This is a genomic window from Bartonella sp. AC535YNZD, assembly GCF_042196625.1.
Classification (GTDB): domain Bacteria; phylum Pseudomonadota; class Alphaproteobacteria; order Rhizobiales; family Rhizobiaceae; genus Bartonella.
In genome coordinates, this window is sequence record NZ_JBHIQP010000016.1 from 1 (window position 1) to 15519 (window position 15519).

Annotated in this window: 20 protein-coding genes, 3 tRNA genes and 2 pseudogenes; 21 read left to right on the top strand and 4 right to left on the bottom strand. The window is 36.0% G+C overall.

The features are described from left to right. Positions 1-214: 214 nt before the first annotated feature. Positions 215-880 (top strand): hypothetical protein, encoded by a 666-nt coding sequence (locus ACFIM8_RS07940; RefSeq protein WP_375607471.1) that lies wholly within the window; start codon positions 215-217, stop codon positions 878-880. Here ACFIM8_RS07940 and ACFIM8_RS07945 read toward each other — a convergent pair. Next, positions 845-1057 (bottom strand): hypothetical protein, encoded by a 213-nt coding sequence (locus ACFIM8_RS07945; protein WP_375607470.1) that lies wholly within the window; start codon positions 1055-1057, stop codon positions 845-847. The two genes, ACFIM8_RS07940 and ACFIM8_RS07945, sit on opposite strands and share 36 nt — an antisense overlap. 2 nt (positions 1058-1059) lie before the next feature. Beyond that, positions 1060-1326 (bottom strand): helix-turn-helix domain-containing protein, encoded by a 267-nt coding sequence (locus ACFIM8_RS07950; RefSeq protein WP_375607469.1) that lies wholly within the window; start codon positions 1324-1326, stop codon positions 1060-1062. Positions 1327-1413: 87 nt separating this feature from the next. Between ACFIM8_RS07950 and ACFIM8_RS07955 the strand changes: the two genes are divergently transcribed. From ACFIM8_RS07955 to ACFIM8_RS08025, 15 genes and pseudogenes are all read left to right on the top strand, one after another. Next, positions 1414-1767, top strand: a complete 354-nt coding sequence (locus ACFIM8_RS07955) for a helix-turn-helix domain-containing protein (RefSeq protein ID WP_375607468.1) — start codon at positions 1414-1416, stop codon at positions 1765-1767. Positions 1768-2040: 273 nt separating this feature from the next. Further along, on the top strand, positions 2041-2415 hold the full coding sequence (locus ACFIM8_RS07960) for a hypothetical protein (protein WP_375607467.1): 375 nt from the start codon (positions 2041-2043) through the stop codon (positions 2413-2415). A gap of 64 nt (positions 2416-2479) precedes the next feature. After that, positions 2480-2836, top strand: a complete 357-nt coding sequence (locus tag ACFIM8_RS07965; protein WP_375607466.1) for an antA/AntB antirepressor family protein — start codon at positions 2480-2482, stop codon at positions 2834-2836. Between the two features lie 72 nt (positions 2837-2908). After that, positions 2909-3639: pseudogene (locus ACFIM8_RS07970) on the top strand (Rha family transcriptional regulator). 12 nt (positions 3640-3651) lie between these two features. After that, complete coding sequence (locus ACFIM8_RS07975) at positions 3652-3969, top strand: hypothetical protein (RefSeq protein ID WP_375607465.1); 318 nt, start codon at positions 3652-3654, stop codon at positions 3967-3969. An 11-nt stretch (positions 3970-3980) separates the two neighbouring features. Beyond that, positions 3981-4520, top strand: coding sequence for a hypothetical protein (locus ACFIM8_RS07980; protein WP_375607464.1), 540 nt, complete (start codon positions 3981-3983; stop codon positions 4518-4520). After that, positions 4520-4726, top strand: a complete 207-nt coding sequence (locus tag ACFIM8_RS07985; RefSeq protein ID WP_375607463.1) for a hypothetical protein — start codon at positions 4520-4522, stop codon at positions 4724-4726. Before ACFIM8_RS07980 ends, ACFIM8_RS07985 begins: the two co-directional genes overlap by 1 nt. Further along, on the top strand, positions 4701-5258 hold the full coding sequence (locus ACFIM8_RS07990) for a hypothetical protein (RefSeq protein WP_375607462.1): 558 nt from the start codon (positions 4701-4703) through the stop codon (positions 5256-5258). The genes ACFIM8_RS07985 and ACFIM8_RS07990 overlap by 26 nt, the downstream gene beginning before the upstream one ends. A gap of 53 nt (positions 5259-5311) precedes the next feature. Then, positions 5312-6124 (top strand): phage recombination protein Bet, encoded by an 813-nt coding sequence (gene bet, locus ACFIM8_RS07995; protein WP_375607461.1) that lies wholly within the window; start codon positions 5312-5314, stop codon positions 6122-6124. 1 nt (position 6125) lies between these two features. Further along, positions 6126-6749, top strand: coding sequence for a lambda exonuclease family protein (locus tag ACFIM8_RS08000; RefSeq protein WP_375607460.1), 624 nt, complete (start codon positions 6126-6128; stop codon positions 6747-6749). A gap of 82 nt (positions 6750-6831) precedes the next feature. Further along, complete coding sequence (locus ACFIM8_RS08005; protein WP_019221612.1) at positions 6832-7098, top strand: AlpA family transcriptional regulator; 267 nt, start codon at positions 6832-6834, stop codon at positions 7096-7098. 76 nt (positions 7099-7174) lie between these two features. Further along, on the top strand, positions 7175-7342 hold the full coding sequence (locus ACFIM8_RS08010) for a hypothetical protein (RefSeq protein WP_167309078.1): 168 nt from the start codon (positions 7175-7177) through the stop codon (positions 7340-7342). 117 nt (positions 7343-7459) lie between these two features. Then, a complete protein-coding gene (locus ACFIM8_RS08015) occupies positions 7460-7879 on the top strand; it encodes a hypothetical protein (RefSeq protein ID WP_375607459.1) in 420 nt (139 codons plus the stop codon). 36 nt (positions 7880-7915) lie between these two features. Further along, a pseudogene (locus ACFIM8_RS08020) lies at positions 7916-7996 on the top strand (integrase dna protein); the annotation flags it as partial. 272 nt (positions 7997-8268) lie between these two features. Beyond that, positions 8269-8859 carry an antA/AntB antirepressor family protein gene (locus ACFIM8_RS08025; RefSeq protein WP_375607458.1) on the top strand — a complete coding sequence of 197 codons (591 nt, stop codon included), beginning with the start codon at positions 8269-8271 and terminating at the stop codon, positions 8857-8859. A 249-nt stretch (positions 8860-9108) separates the two neighbouring features. On the opposite strand, the gene ACFIM8_RS08030 is transcribed toward ACFIM8_RS08025, so the two are convergent. Further along, positions 9109-9194: transfer RNA gene (locus ACFIM8_RS08030), tRNA-Leu, on the bottom strand. Between the two features lie 146 nt (positions 9195-9340). Here ACFIM8_RS08030 and ilvA point away from each other — a divergent pair. The 3 genes from ilvA to ACFIM8_RS08045 all read left to right on the top strand — a co-directional run bounded on the left by ilvA (position 9341) and on the right by ACFIM8_RS08045 (position 12852). Next, entirely contained in the window at positions 9341-10618 is a 1278-nt protein-coding gene (gene ilvA, locus ACFIM8_RS08035) for a threonine ammonia-lyase IlvA (protein ID WP_375608747.1), read from the top strand. 35 nt (positions 10619-10653) lie between these two features. Then, positions 10654-11184 (top strand): hypothetical protein, encoded by a 531-nt coding sequence (locus ACFIM8_RS08040; RefSeq protein ID WP_375608748.1) that lies wholly within the window; start codon positions 10654-10656, stop codon positions 11182-11184. A 291-nt stretch (positions 11185-11475) separates the two neighbouring features. After that, complete coding sequence (locus ACFIM8_RS08045; protein WP_375608746.1) at positions 11476-12852, top strand: DEAD/DEAH box helicase; 1377 nt, start codon at positions 11476-11478, stop codon at positions 12850-12852. 1379 nt (positions 12853-14231) lie between these two features. On the opposite strand, the gene ACFIM8_RS08050 is transcribed toward ACFIM8_RS08045, so the two are convergent. Further along, positions 14232-14306 (bottom strand) — tRNA-Asn (locus ACFIM8_RS08050). 184 nt (positions 14307-14490) lie between these two features. Between ACFIM8_RS08050 and ACFIM8_RS08055 the strand changes: the two genes are divergently transcribed. Both ACFIM8_RS08055 and ACFIM8_RS08060 read left to right on the top strand, forming a co-directional pair. Further along, positions 14491-14564: transfer RNA gene (locus ACFIM8_RS08055), tRNA-Cys, on the top strand. A 220-nt stretch (positions 14565-14784) separates the two neighbouring features. Further along, complete coding sequence (locus ACFIM8_RS08060) at positions 14785-15459, top strand: protein-L-isoaspartate O-methyltransferase (RefSeq protein ID WP_375609293.1); 675 nt, start codon at positions 14785-14787, stop codon at positions 15457-15459. Positions 15460-15519 lie beyond the last annotated feature (60 nt).

The window sequence follows — 15519 nt, forward strand, 5'->3', positions numbered from 1 at the left end:
ATGTTGCGACAGATCTTGCATTAAGACGGTTCATAAGAGCCATTTTTAGTCCTTTCTTGTATAAATTTTACCCACACGCCAGCCCCGCTTTTGACGTGCAAGGGTGTGGTTTTGATTGATTCAAGATAAACAGATTTGAAATGAGAGAATCTTACGTTATTCGGGACTCTCATTCAATATGAATAACGCTAGATTATCATTATAAATCAATATCTTGTTACTTTCGGTAGCGCTTATTTTAAGAAACAAAGACCGTAAAGAAGCAGACAAAATCCGCCAAGAAGATTTAGAAAAATCTGCAAAAAAACGAGAAGAAGATTTAGACAATATAGAAAGGCAATTAGAACAGCTAAAAAAACAAACTGAAGCTGCAAAAGAGCATGTCTCCATTTTATGGGCAGAGAAACAAATACGAGACTTGGGTCCAAAGTTGAAGGTTACCATAAAAGAAGCAACAGCACATAAATATGGTAAAGACTTTTTCATTGAGGCACATGTCATCATAGAAAATCCCACAGAACAAACAATGAGAATAAATAATTTTCGGTTACACAACGAAAACCTATTTGCGCTTAATAACGGTGGTTTTTTGGGAAAATATCCAATGTATTTACAACCAGAAAATGAAAAATATATACCCTTAACAAATCCTTTTGTAGCAGATTTAGAATCACAGATTATTTTCGATTGTTTTAATTTGGATGCACATGAAGAAACAGAATTTACTTTCACAGTTCGCCACCTAAAACCAGATATCGTAAGCACACCAATCTTTATCATTGAACACACTTCATCAAATCATGCAGAAAAAGTACTTGAAACTACTTTTTGGCCAAATTTTTTACTACCATTCGAGGAGAGTAGTCTCAAAAGCGATTAATTTTTCCATTAAATCTTTTTGTGTTTGAATTAAATCTTCTTGTTTACGTATTATGTTTTCCATTATTTTATCTGTCTCTTTTTCATGCGTTTCCGTCATTTTATAAAAGTAAAAGCCAGCAAAAAACATGATTACATTGACTATAAAAAACACAATCATCGCTGCCAAACTGTCCATTTTTATTTTCTTTCTTCATATTGAGATTGCAACATTTCATTTTGTTCACATGGCTTCATGCAAACAGTGAAACCCTTGATAAAAGCAGGCGTTGGAGGAGATTGTTCATTCCATAACGCTTCGAGAAGATATGCAACGGCTCCTCTTGAAGGAACACCATATTTTTCCCAACGCCATACTGTTGACTTGTTGACGCCTAACCGTTCTGCCATTTCTTTCAGAGTTAAATTCAGATTTTTACGTAACTGTTTTACTGCTATTTTTCCCATAAAAAATAATATGCATTATGAGTACTTAAAAGTCAAGTCGAAACGCATACCAATTATATGCAATATGAATATATTAAGGAGATAAAAATGCTTAGTAACACGATAGACCAATCTGCTAGATTAATAAAAGCGCGTTTAGCGCGTGGTTTTAGAAGTGCTAAAGAAGCAGCTAGATATTTTGGCTGGAACTACTCTAGCTATATACAGCACGAACAAGGATTAAGAGGAATATCGCGGGCATCTGCGAAATATGCAAAAGCATTTAGAATTAGTGAAGGATGGTTATTAACTGGAGAGGGAGAAGGCCCCTCCTTTCCAATTCCTGCGACAAAAAAAACTGTTGATGAGCAAATTATTAATCTACTGCAAAAAACAACTCAACCAGATAAAGAAACAATTCTTCACCTTTTAAATCGCCTGCATGCAAAAGAAAAAAAATAAAAGCTTTTTTTCTTTCATTACTAAATGTAGAAACCAGATGCGTTATTTTGTTATCTAGTTCTATATCACTTTTTATTATTTTCATAACCATTCACCTTCCCCTTTCATGAGAATCGTCATTTAGAAAAAATCTTCTTACAAGATTTTTATACCGTTAAAAATAAAATACACACAACGCATATTTTATTGTTGATAAGTATGCATTATGCGTATTATATATATTCCATAAACCACGCACAAACAATCGCCAAGAGGCGTTAGGGAGGAAAAATTATGGATAAGCCAATTCTTATAAATTCCAATGAAATTTTATTAGTTGCCTACGATGATAATCAAAACATTGCAGAGTCTGGACCACTTGATGCAAGCCAAATTCTAAGCATTGTTGCTGAGGTAGATGATGCAATCCAAATCTTTCGTATAAATCCTTCTGAGAATAATTGTGAAGATATCTCTGAAGAGATTGCAGACGCATATGTAGAAGCAAATATTGAACATCTCCATGAGGATAGTGAGGTTCATTACTTTGTACGTGAAAGTAATGCTTACCATGATCTTTTATCTGAGTTAGCAGAAGAAAAATATAATGATGAGGTCTACGGTACTTACGAACAACAACATCGTTTGCGTCCTTGTGATGTACTTTAAAATTCTTAAGGGCGTTTGAAAAAGCGCCCCCTTTTTCCCATCAATAATTGATTAGAGTAAACTTATGAACACACATGATAATGATAGTGAAGGATATCTCATACCTGAAAACGAGGCAGACAATAGTATTGGTTATGTCCAAATGGTCAATGCCCATGTCATGCATAGGTACTTAAATTTAAAACAAGATTTTAATACTTGGTTTAATGATTGTGTTGAAAAGCTTGATCTAAAAGAAGGTGTGGATTTTGTTTTTACAAAACAAGAATGGAACAAAAAAAAGATTTGTTCAAAATCTGAAATAGAAACAGATAAAACCGATAATCATCATTTCAAAATTCACGCAGCAAGAAAAGTTGCTCAAACAGAACGCCATAGAAACATGGGCAGACAATTATATCAAATCTTGCATTTTCTTTAATTAAGGAAGTGATGATGCAAAATTTTATTAGAACATATGAAAAAAATACAAGCTTCTTGAAAGGAGTCCATCATGCATAATTTTGTCACAACGGCCAAAAGCAATTTTAATAACCAAACTGTTCAAACTATGTCCAGTCGTGAAATTGCAGAGTTATGCGGTAAAAGACATGACCATGTTATGCGTGATATCAAGAAAATGCTTGAAGAACTTAACGCCCCCAAATTTGGGGGGGTGATTTTAGTGGTTATTATCTTGATGGCAAAGGTGAAAACCGACCTTGTTATAACCTCCCCAAACGTGAATGCTTAATTCTCGTATCTGGTTATAGCACTGCCTTACGAGCAAAAATAATTGATCGTTGGCAAGAATTGGAAAAGCAAGCAGTAACACCACAAATCGACTATTCAAGTCCAAAGGCTATGATTGGCTTTTTGAATTACCTACAAGGTCAAATAGATCAAAAAGACACCATCATTGAAGATTTAACACCAAAAGCCATGGCTCTTGAAAGCTTACAGCGCCATGATGGGCCCTTTGGTCTTACAGAAGCTGCTAAAATACTCGAGATGCAACCAAAACAATTCATTCAATTCTTACAGCAAAAAGGGTGGATTTACAGACGTGCAGCGGGTGGAAATTTGCTACCGTATCAAGACAAAATCCAAAAGCAACTTATGGATTGTCCAACCATCACACTTCAAACCGCAAGTGGAATAGAAAAAGTTATTCCTTGCGCAAAAATTACCACAAAAGGCATGGGGCTGTTGTCTCAAGAGCTTAAAAGACAAAGCATGCATTAAGAGGAGGTTATCATGATAAAAAAGAAATATAAACTCACTGATGAAACAATCAAAATTGATGGAATAACGCTTTATCGCATACGCGCCTTAAAAGATTTTGATGATGTCAAAGAAGGCGACCTTGGAGGCTTTGTCGAGAGTGAATGGAATCTTAGCCATGATGATAATTGCTGGGTTGGAGGCAATGCTTGTATTTATCAAAATGCATATATCTCTGAAAATGCCAAGGTTTATGATGATGCCGAAGTTTATAATAACGCAAAAGTTCGTGGTAATGCCATAGTAGCCGGCGATACAGCATTTTATGGAAGTGACGCTATTTTAAGGTAGGGGGATAAATCATGGAAAAAAAATACGAATTGACTGATGAAATGGATGAAGTTGGCGGACGCACGCTTTACCGCATACGTGCATTAAAAGATTTTGGAAATGTCAAAAAAGGTGACCTTGGCGGTTTTATTGAAAAGGAAGGCAATCTTAGTCATGGGGGCGATTGTTGGGTTGGAGATTATGCTAGGGTTTATGATAATGCTCGTGTTTATCAAAATGCACATATTTCCGGTTATGCCTATGTTTATGGTGATGCGCGGGTTTATGGAGATGCACTCGTTTCTGATGAAGCAAAAGTTTACAATTATGCAAAAATTTACGGTGATGCATTAGTTTACGGTGACACTAAAGTTTTTGATCATGCACATGTTTATGGCAATTCTCATGTTTATTATGAAGCATATGTTTACGATAAGGCAAGCGTTTATGGAAATGCAAAAGTTGGCGGTAATACACACATTTACGGAAATGTAAAAATTTACGGTGATGCGGATTTACGTTGTGAAGATTGGATTGGCAGCAATAGCAGAATATCCACTGGAGCAAACTGATGGAAAAGAAGTACGAACTTACTGATGAGAAAGCTGAGTTTAAAGGGGTAACTCTACACCGTATCCGCGCCTTAAGAGACTTTGGCAAAGTAAAGAAAGGTGATTTAGGTGGATTTATTGAAAAGGAAAAAAACTTAGGTCATGATGGCAATTGCTGGGTTTATGATGATGCCAAGGTGCTTGAAAGAGCTACCATTATTTCATAATGCCAAGATATTTGATGGCGCTTATATTAGTGGAAATGCCTCTGTTTATTCCGATGCACAAGTCTATAGTCGTGCTGTTGTTTACGGTAATGCAGAAATTTCTGGTAATGCACATGTTTTTGGTGAGGCTGTTGTTCGCGACGAATCTCGTGTTTACGGTAACGCAGAAGTTTACAGTAACGTACACATTTATAGTCGCGCACAAGTTTTTGAAAATGCACGAATAAGGAATAGTGCCCAAATTTACGACAATGCTTATGTATCTGGGAATACAATAATTTGTGGTCCTGCTCTCATTTATAACAATGCTAAAGTTTATGGTGATGTCATTATATCGTGCTCTAATTTCTATGAAGATGACATTCATTATGGAAATGTTGAGATTTTTAGAAATGCAGAAGTTTATGAGAATGCTCGCATTTACGACGCAGTCAAGATTTTTAGAAATGCCAAAGTTTGTGGATTAGCTAATATTCGCGGAAACACAAGAATTCCTCAAGACATAAAAATTTTAAAACCAAACAACTTTTAACACAAGCATGATTCACGCCACGGGAGAATTGCGTGCAAATCAAGGAAACAATAATGACAAATTCTTCTTTAACAACCATGGCAAGCAAATATGGCTTTTCTCATGATGAATTTCGTAAAACAATTATCAAAACATGTATCAATCATAACTTCTCTGATGAAGAATTCGCTGCTTTTATCTGTGTTGCCAATACTTATGGATTAAACCCATTAACAAAAGAAATCTATGCATTCCCTAAAAAAGGCGGCGGTATTATCCCTGTTGTCTCTATTGATGGCTGGATTAAGATCATCAAATCTAATTCTCAATTCGATGGCATGACTTTTCAAGATCAACTCGATAAAGATGGTAATCTGATTGCTATAAAATGCGCTATTCGTCTCAAAGGCATTAAAGACCCTATCGAGGTCACAGAATATTTATCGGAATGTAAGAAAGAAAAAAGTGAACCATGGGAAAAATATCCAGCACGCATGTTGCGTCATAAAGCAACTATACAATGTGCTCGTTACGCTTTCGGTTTGTCCGGTATTTATGAAGAAGATGAAGCGGCTCGTATTAATAATACCACACAAGTACAACTTGTTTCTCATGACATGCTTATACAAATCCAAGAATTAATTGAAGAAACTGGAACCAATGAAAAAAGGATACTTGATTATGCAAAAGTCGAGAGCCTTGAAGCTATTCCTGATGAAAAAGCAAAAATAATTTTTGATATATTGCAAGAGAGGCAAAAAGCTAAAACAGAGCAATCTCATTCACCACAAAAGCAAATAGACGCGCCTATACAAGAAGCAGAATATATCCATATTCAAGATATCGAATATGCACAAACTCAACAAGAGCAACAAACGGCGGTGTGAAATGGAACAAAGAACAGCAGAGTGGTTTCAAGCCCGTTTAGGAAAAGTCACCGCATCAAACGTTTACAACGTACTCAGTAAAACAGCAAAGGGAACCCCTACAAGCAAATATGAAGACTACAAAATTAAACTCATTACAGAGCGTTTAACAGAAGAAGTAAGCCAATTTTATACAATACCTGCTATGCAATGGGGCATTGAACATGAAGAAGATGCCTTGAAAGAATATGCATTCATTTATGATACTGAAGTCTCTCAATGCGGTTTTATCCAACACCCCACAATCCAAATGGCGGGGGCTAGTCCTGATGGGTTTGTTAGTGATGACGGTTTAGTTGAAGTCAAATGCCCACAATCCCCAAATCATCTACGTTTTTTTATAGATGACCATATAAAGCCTGAATATCGTGCGCAAATGCAATTCCAAATGGCTTGTACGGGACGAAAATGGTGTGATTTTATCAGTTATGACCCACGTTTTACGAGGCAATCAACATACCTGCGCATGAAAATCAAACGCATTCACCGTGATGAAGAACACATTGAACAGATTAATCAAGCGGTCGAAGTCTTTTTAGCAGAAATAGAACAAGAGATGCAAAAGATTTTGACAAAAGCCGCTTGACGTTATGGGGGTGCTCTCTCCTCCCAGCACCTCCACCTATTTATAATTATTCTAAACACTTAGATAATAAGGAGAGTTTTAAATGAACGAAGAAAAATTAACTGCCTCAATAGAAAAAGTAAGCTTATTCGAACAAGCTTTACTGTCGATGCGTTTGCAACGGCTTGTCAATATACAAGATCTCTCAATTTATCTCGGAATGTCAATGACATATATTAGAGAGCTTGTAAAAATCGGAGCTTTTCCTAAGCCTATACAAGAAGGACGATACCTAAAATGGGATCTTGTTGAAATTGATCGTTATATTGAAGCTAAAAAAACTGAAAGAGATTCTGTAGAATTGTCTTGAAGAAGTCCAAAGTAACGAACTGCTCGTAGAGACAGGTTAACAAAAGTGACAGAAAATTATTGATAATAGCTTGATCATGAATAATTTAGTGACAATCGGTAATGATGGTATTGCCGTTAAGATCTCTTTAAAAATTACAGAGGGTGTGGGGAATAGCCACGCTACAGTTATAAAGCTTGTACATCAAAATATTGAAGACTTTCAAGAATTTGGAAGGGTTGGATTTGAAATCTCACCCTTTTGAAAAAAGGGTGTTCTATTTGCTGGAAGTTCAGTGACAAATTTGAAAAATGGAGATAAGAAACATCAACAGGCTTTAAAGCCTTCTCATAGTCAATAAATCTATTAAAAAAGGGGAAAAATGAAACAAACTTTAAAATTATTAAGCTGCATAGCTTTATTAAATATGGCTGGATGTAACTCAAAGCCTCCTTCAACATCCTTTGTTATATGGGAAAAGCCAGGTGTAAACTCTACTGAGGTAGGAAAAGCACTGTTAGAGTGTGGTGCGCTATCTCCTTATAGTAGCGGTATAGACAATAGCAAATTAGGCATTCATGAATGGTCGATGATTCATGCTTGTATGATCCAATCAGGATTTCACTATAAAATTAAAGATGGGAAATGGTGTGAAAATTGTAAAGATGATAGGATTCCGGTATATTCTCTTAATAGTTCTATCAAGACTCAAAGAAGTGTTGAGAGACGCTTAAACAGCTCGTTTTGTAAAAACGACGGTATAATAAAACTTCTCAATATCAACACTCCGTTTTGCAATTGATCATCAACAATCAAAATGCTGTATGGGATAGTAATAGCTTATATGCGAACGGATTTTTTGGAACAACGCCATGCTCTCTTGGAACAGTGGGCTGCATTTATAACAGGAGATACTTGACAGGATTACAACAATGTGTCTATTGTCGAATCAGGTGCCTAGAAAACACCTTAGACACATAGCGGATAGATTGCCGATACAATCTTTTCTCCGCACATTAAAGGCTTTGACTCATTGTATGTCACACACATATAATGGCTTTGCCGGGTGTGGTTATGCTATACAATACCCTTTTGGGGAAGGCATAACGACGGGCTATGTGCCGTGTTTTCTAGCACCCGGCGCTCTTCTAGAGTGTCAATAGAAGACATTTAAACACATAGGAGTTCATTATGAACATTCTTATAAAAATTACGGAACAAACAATTGATCAAGAAATAGTTCAAACAGTAAATGCACGTGAGTTGCATACGTTTTTGAAGGTCACATCTCGTTTTAACGATTGGATTATTAATCGTATTAAAGAATACGGTTTCCTAGAAAATAAGGACTTTGTGAGTTTTACTAAAAATTTAGTAAAACCTAATGCCCATCAAGAAAATCAAGGTGTTATGAGTTTCGGTAAAAATTTACCGAAACCTAAAGGTGGTCGTCCAAGTATCGAATATCACCTCACTCTAGACATGGCAAAAGAGCTTTCCATGGTTGAACGCAATGAGAAAGGCAGACAAGCTCGTCGTTACTTTATTGAGTGTGAGAAAAAGTTAAAAAGCCAATCTGTTGATTATGATAATGATACACGCTTTGATTTACCAAGCCATTGGGAGGCTATGAGTGCTGGTGAAAAAGCTTTGTATCTTTTAGGTCCTATCCATGTTCGTCTTATTGATGTTTTTAGAGTCGATGAAGAGAATAGAAAATATAAAGCTCTCATTAAAGAAGCTAAGCGGGTTTTAGCAAGGTCTGTTACGAAAGCTGCTTAGTTTGGAAAATTGATTCTATCTCCTCGTCTTTTATGGCGGGGAGGGGAATTGGGGAGTCGAAGCAAAACATGGTATGGTGATTTAGTTCCAAAATATGCCCCAAAAAAGCAGCAATGATTCGTGTTTTAGTACTATCTCAATACCATCTGATAGCGTTATGATAGGGTTTTAAAAGGTGGTTTAGAAGGTGGTTTAATTTTTTCTAATTTCTAATAAATTACTGAAAAATAAGGGGAAATCCACATACAATGGTGCGGACGGCGGGACTTGAACCCGCAAGGTCTTCGACCGGCAGATTTTAAGTCTGCTATGTTTACCGTTTTCATCACGTCCGCGATGTGAGTTCTCTCATAAGCTATATCTTTTATTGAATCAAGAATTAATGACAAAAGAAACATTTTTCATTTTTTAGTGAAATTTTGACTGACAATAGTTTCCTTTATCGATAGAAAAAGCTTTTATAATGTAAATAAAGTATGAAATGATTAGTGTTATGAGTCAATTTATTCAAGACGTCACAAAAGCTATGGTGGGATTGCATCACGTGTTTGCTGAAACACCACTTCAAAGAAATGATTTTCTTAGCCAAAAGTATGATGCAGAAATTTATTTAAAGCGTGAAGATTTAACACCGGTGCGGTCTTATAAGATTCGTGGTGCTTTCAATTTTGTTTCAGAAATGCTTAGCTGTATATCACCAGATTCTGCATTTGTTTGTGCTTCAGCGGGGAATCACGCGCAAGGCGTTTCTTTTGTTTGTCGTTATTTTAAACGTAAAGGCGTGATTTTCATGCCTATGACAACGCCACAACAAAAAATTGAAAAAACACGTATTTTTGGTAAAGAATTCATTGATATTCGTTTGGTTGGAGAAACATTTGATCAATGTTATGAAGCTGCACAATCCTTTGTCGTAGAGAGCGGTGGTGTAATGGCTCCACCTTTCGATGATATTCGCATTATTACGGGGCAAGCAACAGTGCTTTGTGAGGCTGCTTTACAATGGAAAAAACTCAATGGAGAAAGTGAGCCAGATTTGATGATTGTGCCGGTAGGTGGGGGTGGTTTGGCAAGTGGAGTGAGCAAGTTTCTACATGAGTATGGTTGGAAAACAAAGCTTCGTTTTGTTGAGCCGCAAAGAGCAGCAAGTTTACTTGCTTGTTTGGAGAGTGGAAAACGCGTCAAGCTTGAAAGCATTGATACTTTTGTAGATGGTGCTGCTGTGGCTGAAATTGGTGCACTAAACTATACAATTCTAAAGCAATTTCCCCCTGATTCTGTCATTACGGTTCCTGAAAATCGCGTTTGTTCTACGATGGTTGAAATGCTTAATGTTGAAGGTGTGGTTCTTGAACCGGCTGGTGCTTTATCGATTGATGCGCTTAACAGTATTCCTCCTCAAGAGTTAAAGGGGAAAAAAATTCTTCTTGTTATTTCAGGAGGTAATTTTGATTTTGAGCGTTTGCCAGAAATTAAAGAGCGTTCTTTACGTTTCCAAGGGTTGAGAAAATATTTTATTTTTAGTTTTCCGCAACATCCTGGTGCATTGCGTCATTTTCTTTCCACATTATCGCCAGATGATGATATCGTACGTTTTGAATATCTTAAAAAATCAGCGAGAAACTTTGGTTCTGTATTGGTTGCGATTGAAACAAAAAAATACGGTAATTTTTGTCTTTTAGAGGAAAAATTTCAAACGTTAGGTTGGCGTTACCGTGATATTACTGATGATCAAACGTTATTTGATTTTGTTATTTGAAAAACTGAAATTTTACTAAAAAAAGAAGTATAATGATGAAACCTATTTTTTATTCGGTGCTGAGTCTATTTTTCTTTTTGATTGTTAATCAACAGAGTTTAGCATCTCAGCCAACAGTAGTACAAAAAGATGAACTTTCAAGAGTCGTTGTTGATGTCAATAATGCTATAAAAAATGGGGATTTTATGCCTATTTCTCGTTATATGCCTGAGCGGCTTTATAAAGAGATGGCACATCGATTGAATACAACAGAGAGTGCTTTACGTAGTGATTTTCTTCAACAGTTGCATAAGAAGTTTGAGGGGTTGCCTTCTGGTGCTTATTATTTAGATAAAGAAAATATAGAGTATTTACAAACTGATAACGGTACTTTGTATGCTTTAATTCCAACAGTTCTTGAGATGAAAGATCGCATCATTCAATATAAAACTTTGGCGATTTTTGATAAAAACCAATGGTATTTAATTTATGGCGGTCAAAAAACTTTACAAAATCCAGTTTTTCTCGAGATTTATCCTGATTTTATCAAGGTACATTTACCGATGGACACAATCATCAAAAAGTAAACGATCTAAATATTGTTTTTATTCATGATAAATGTATTTCGTAAAGTTCTTGCTTTTTTATCATAATCCAAAGATAATAGAGGTGAAGGCATTTAGGCTGGTTTGTTGGCTTTTTGTAAAGTGAAGTTTATACGCCTTTATCTTGATTTCAAGGTGTTCATGAGTTGCGCAAGCCGCTTTTTAGGCGTTGCTTCATTTAAAATGTCAGGGATTTCTCTTGCGCGGATTCTTGAGTGGAGAGTTCAGATGGTTACTTCATTTTGAGTTCTTCAGCTAAGGAAAGATTTTATTTTGCCTATAAAAGAAGAAAATGTTTTTACAAAGTTAGGTTTGCCTACTCTTTTGATTAAAAATTTACTCATTGCTGGGATGAGTAAACCTAAACCTATACAAGAACAAACTATTCCAGTGATGTTGAAAGGACACGATATTTTAGGTGTTGCTCAGACAGGTTCTGGAAAAACCTTGGCATTTAGTTTGCCTATTTTAAGTCAGATTTTGGCTTTAGGTGATAAACGATGCCCTAAAACTGCACGCGCTTTGATTTTAGCTCCAACGCGTGAACTTGCTGTTCAGATTGATGAAACGATTCGCACTGCGGCGAAAGGAGCACATCTTTCAACATGTCTTATTTTTGGGGGCGTATCACGTTTAAAACAAATTAAACGTATGGAAGCAGGTGTGGATGTTTTGATAGCGACTCCAGGGCGTTTGAGAGATCTTGTTCGTGAAAAGTGTGTTGATCTTTCCCAATCTCGTTTTTTGATTTTGGATGAAGCAGATCGTATGTTGGATATGGGGTTTATTCATGATGTTAAGCAAATTGCAAAGCTTTTGCATCAAGAGCGTCAGACAGCACTCTTTTCTGCAACAATGCCGAGGGAAATTGCTGTGCTTGCAAAATGTTTACTCAATGATCCGGTTAAAATTGAAGTTGTTCCTCAAGGTACTACGGCTGTAGAGATTTGCCAAAAATTATATTGTGTTCCTACGAATGAAAAAAAGAATGTTTTAAGTAAACTTTTGACAAATCCAGCTTTTGATTCGGTTATTGTTTTTACTCGAACGAAACATGGGGCAGATGCTGTCACGCGTAGTTTAGAAAAGGTAGGATATTTAGTCGCAACAATTCATGGAAATAAATCACAAGGTGCTCGCCAGTCTGCTTTAAAAGCTTTTCGTGAAAGATCTGTGCAGATCCTAGTGGCAACAGATATTGCTGCACGCGGTATTGATATACCAGGGATAAGTCACGTTATTAATTACGACTTACCAGATGAAGCTGAAAGTTATGTACATCGTATTGGTCGTACAGGACGTAATGGTGCCTCTGGTGTAGCACTTACGCTTTTTGATGAGAAGATAGAAAGGTCCCGCTTGCGTGCTATAGAGCGCTTGATTCGTATGAAATTGGTGGCTGAGGCTGTTCCAGAACAATTTGCAGCGTTTCCAGAAAAGCCAATTGTACGAGAAAATAAAGAAAACGATAAGGAACGCCGTTTTAAAAAATCTAAACGTCAAAAACAGTTTTTAGGTCGAAAAGATGATGCTGCACAGTTGCAGCGGAAGAATTCTTCACCTCAAAATGAGAGGCAGCAAAAAGCAAAAGCGGTAGTAAAGCGTGCAAAGACTTTTCGTTTTCGGAAATCAGTTAAGAAGGCTGCTTAGATAAAGTCTTGAAAAAGATCATGTATAGGAGATTTTTTACTTTTGTTGATTTATTCTCAATTGAAAAGAGTTAAAAGTAAGAAGATTCTTCAGAGTTTTTCATTTTTTAGAAATGAAAACTTCTAACCGTTTGGATTTATTTAAAAATCATTATTGTAGAGGCAATTATTTATTTGCTTTATTCCCATTTTTAAAAATGGGAATAAAAGTAGATTTTATTTATATAAAAATTATTTTTATAAAGGATGTGTTTTATCTTTAATGATAACTTTTAATTTTAAAAATTGATGTCTAATAATAACTCATTGTTTTATATATTTAATAATTCATTATATCGTATTTTTTTTCATTTTTAAGTTATTTATGCGGATCAATCAAAAGTATTCGCTTGCACGTTATGTGTGAAGTTGTCATATAAATAAACATTTGAAAAATAAATAAAATAATTTTTATAAACTCTTTCAAAGGCAATGGGGGATTGCTGAGATTGAGAGTTGAAAAATAGTACGATGGTATGACTTTTATTATAAATAAAGATGGGGCTGATCAATCGATTTCATTTTATACCATTTACGGGGGTGTCATTGTGAAAGAGTCTTGGGGAATTTAAGAGATATCTCTTTAAAAAAGCATGTGACTGCATAATACAATAGCGAGAATGTCATGATTTCTGAAGGCTTTCTCAGGATTCTTAACAATTTAGCTTGTTATCTTGGTTTTTACTGTAAAACACTATTATTTGGGGGGGGATATAAAGTATTTGGGAGATATAAAGCCTATAAGACTTTATGTATTAAATGTTTTATGACAGTGTGGTGAACAAGGCAAGGTTGTTTGTAAAGCGTTGAAGTCGTTAGCAGGAGGAATAACCTGTTAGATAAGACGTCGGAGTGTTTACAGATTTGTTTTATATTTTTTGCTTTTAGGATGGGGAGGAGATTATGTGGGGTGTATGGAGATAATATATGACCTTGATTATTGATTCTTCCATTTTTCAAAATGGTTGCTTCATGAGCAGGTTTTTAAGTTTAATTTCTTTATTGAGTATAAATCATTCTTTCTTTGGAAAAAAATATGATACAGTTTCATTGCTGATGGAGCTTAATAATTCATCTTTGATGAAAGAAATCGTAATTTATAATATGCAAATAATTGCAGTGCCCTCTTATAGAAGCGCGGTGGTTTGAAAAAAGTAATCTTATTTGTGCTATTCTAAAATGAATCAATTGCTTTTTGCGTTCATTGCAAAAAAACACATCCCGTATGATATTGCGTTTCTATATTTATTGCAAAAATCCTATTCCCTCACTTTTATTAACGAATCCCTCATGTCTAAAAGCTTGAGAAAAAACAATAAACTACGTGGAATAAAAGAAAAGTGGCTCCCCGGGCCGGATTCGAACCAGCGACCAACCGGTTAACAGCCGGTTGCTCTACCGCTGAGCTACCGGGGAACGGTGCCCAATTATTTAATTGAAAAGGCTATAGCAAAGCAATACTGATTTGCAAAGGATAAAATTACTTTTTTTAAAAAAATATGATAAATTGTGTAATAAGAGGAAAAAAGGTGTGAGAAGATTTCTACACCTTGACGGATGCGTTGCCTTCCCTTATGGAAACCTTTATGTTTGTTGACGAGGCCTCGTGGCGGAATGGTTACGCAGAGGACTGCAAATCCTTGTATCCCGGTTCGATTCCGGGCGAGGCCTCCAGCCGATTTTAAACGAAACGGCTTTTAGGGGAGATGAGGTATAGGAAAATAGATTATTTCCCTCTATTCTTGTGAAGACACTTTTATGTGAGAGATTATATAGTTAAAATCTAATTGTTGACTGTGGCGTCCTTTTTTGTAACACCTATAGTTTAAGAGATCTTCATCCCTTATTGTCGCTGTTTTGTTTGTTTTTTGTAGGTTAGGAGAAAATATTCGTTATGGTTGCAGATTTTGCTGAGCTTCGTCGCAAAATGGTTGACAATCAAATTCGTACAGTCGATGTAACGGATTTATCAGTTCTTGAAGCCTTTTTAACGGTATTTCGTGAAGATTTTGTATCGGAAGATATGAAAATGTTAAGTTATCTTGATACCGATATTGTTCTATGTCCAGTGCAAGATGGGGTTCCTGCACGCTATTTGATGAAACCTGCGTCTCTAGCAAAATTACTACAGCTTGCCGCTGTAAAATCATCAGATGTTGTTTTAGATATTGGTGCAAATAGTGGTTATTGTGCAGCGTTGCTTGCAAAACTTGCAGGATCTGTGATTGCGCTGGAAAGTGATCAATCTCTCTTTGAACGTGCTCTTGACGCTTTAGAACGTAATCAATGTGATAATGTGGTTGTCGTTCATGGTCCTTTAGAGCAAGGATATGCCGTTGAGGGACCTTATGATGTGATTTTCATTGAGGGATCTGTTGATTTTATTCCTCAAGGTATCTTTGATCAAATGAAAGACTGTGGACGTCTTGTTGTGGTTGAAGGGCATGGAAATGCTGCTGTTGCACAAATCTATATAAAAGAAGATGGGATCATCTCGGCTCGTCGTGCTTTTAATCTTGCTGTAAAGCCTCTTCCTTGTTTTTTAAAAACACCTGGTTTTGTATTTTAGAGCTTGTTTGTTCGGTGAATAAAAGATAATTTCGTAATTTATTTGGGGTATGTTGTTGTG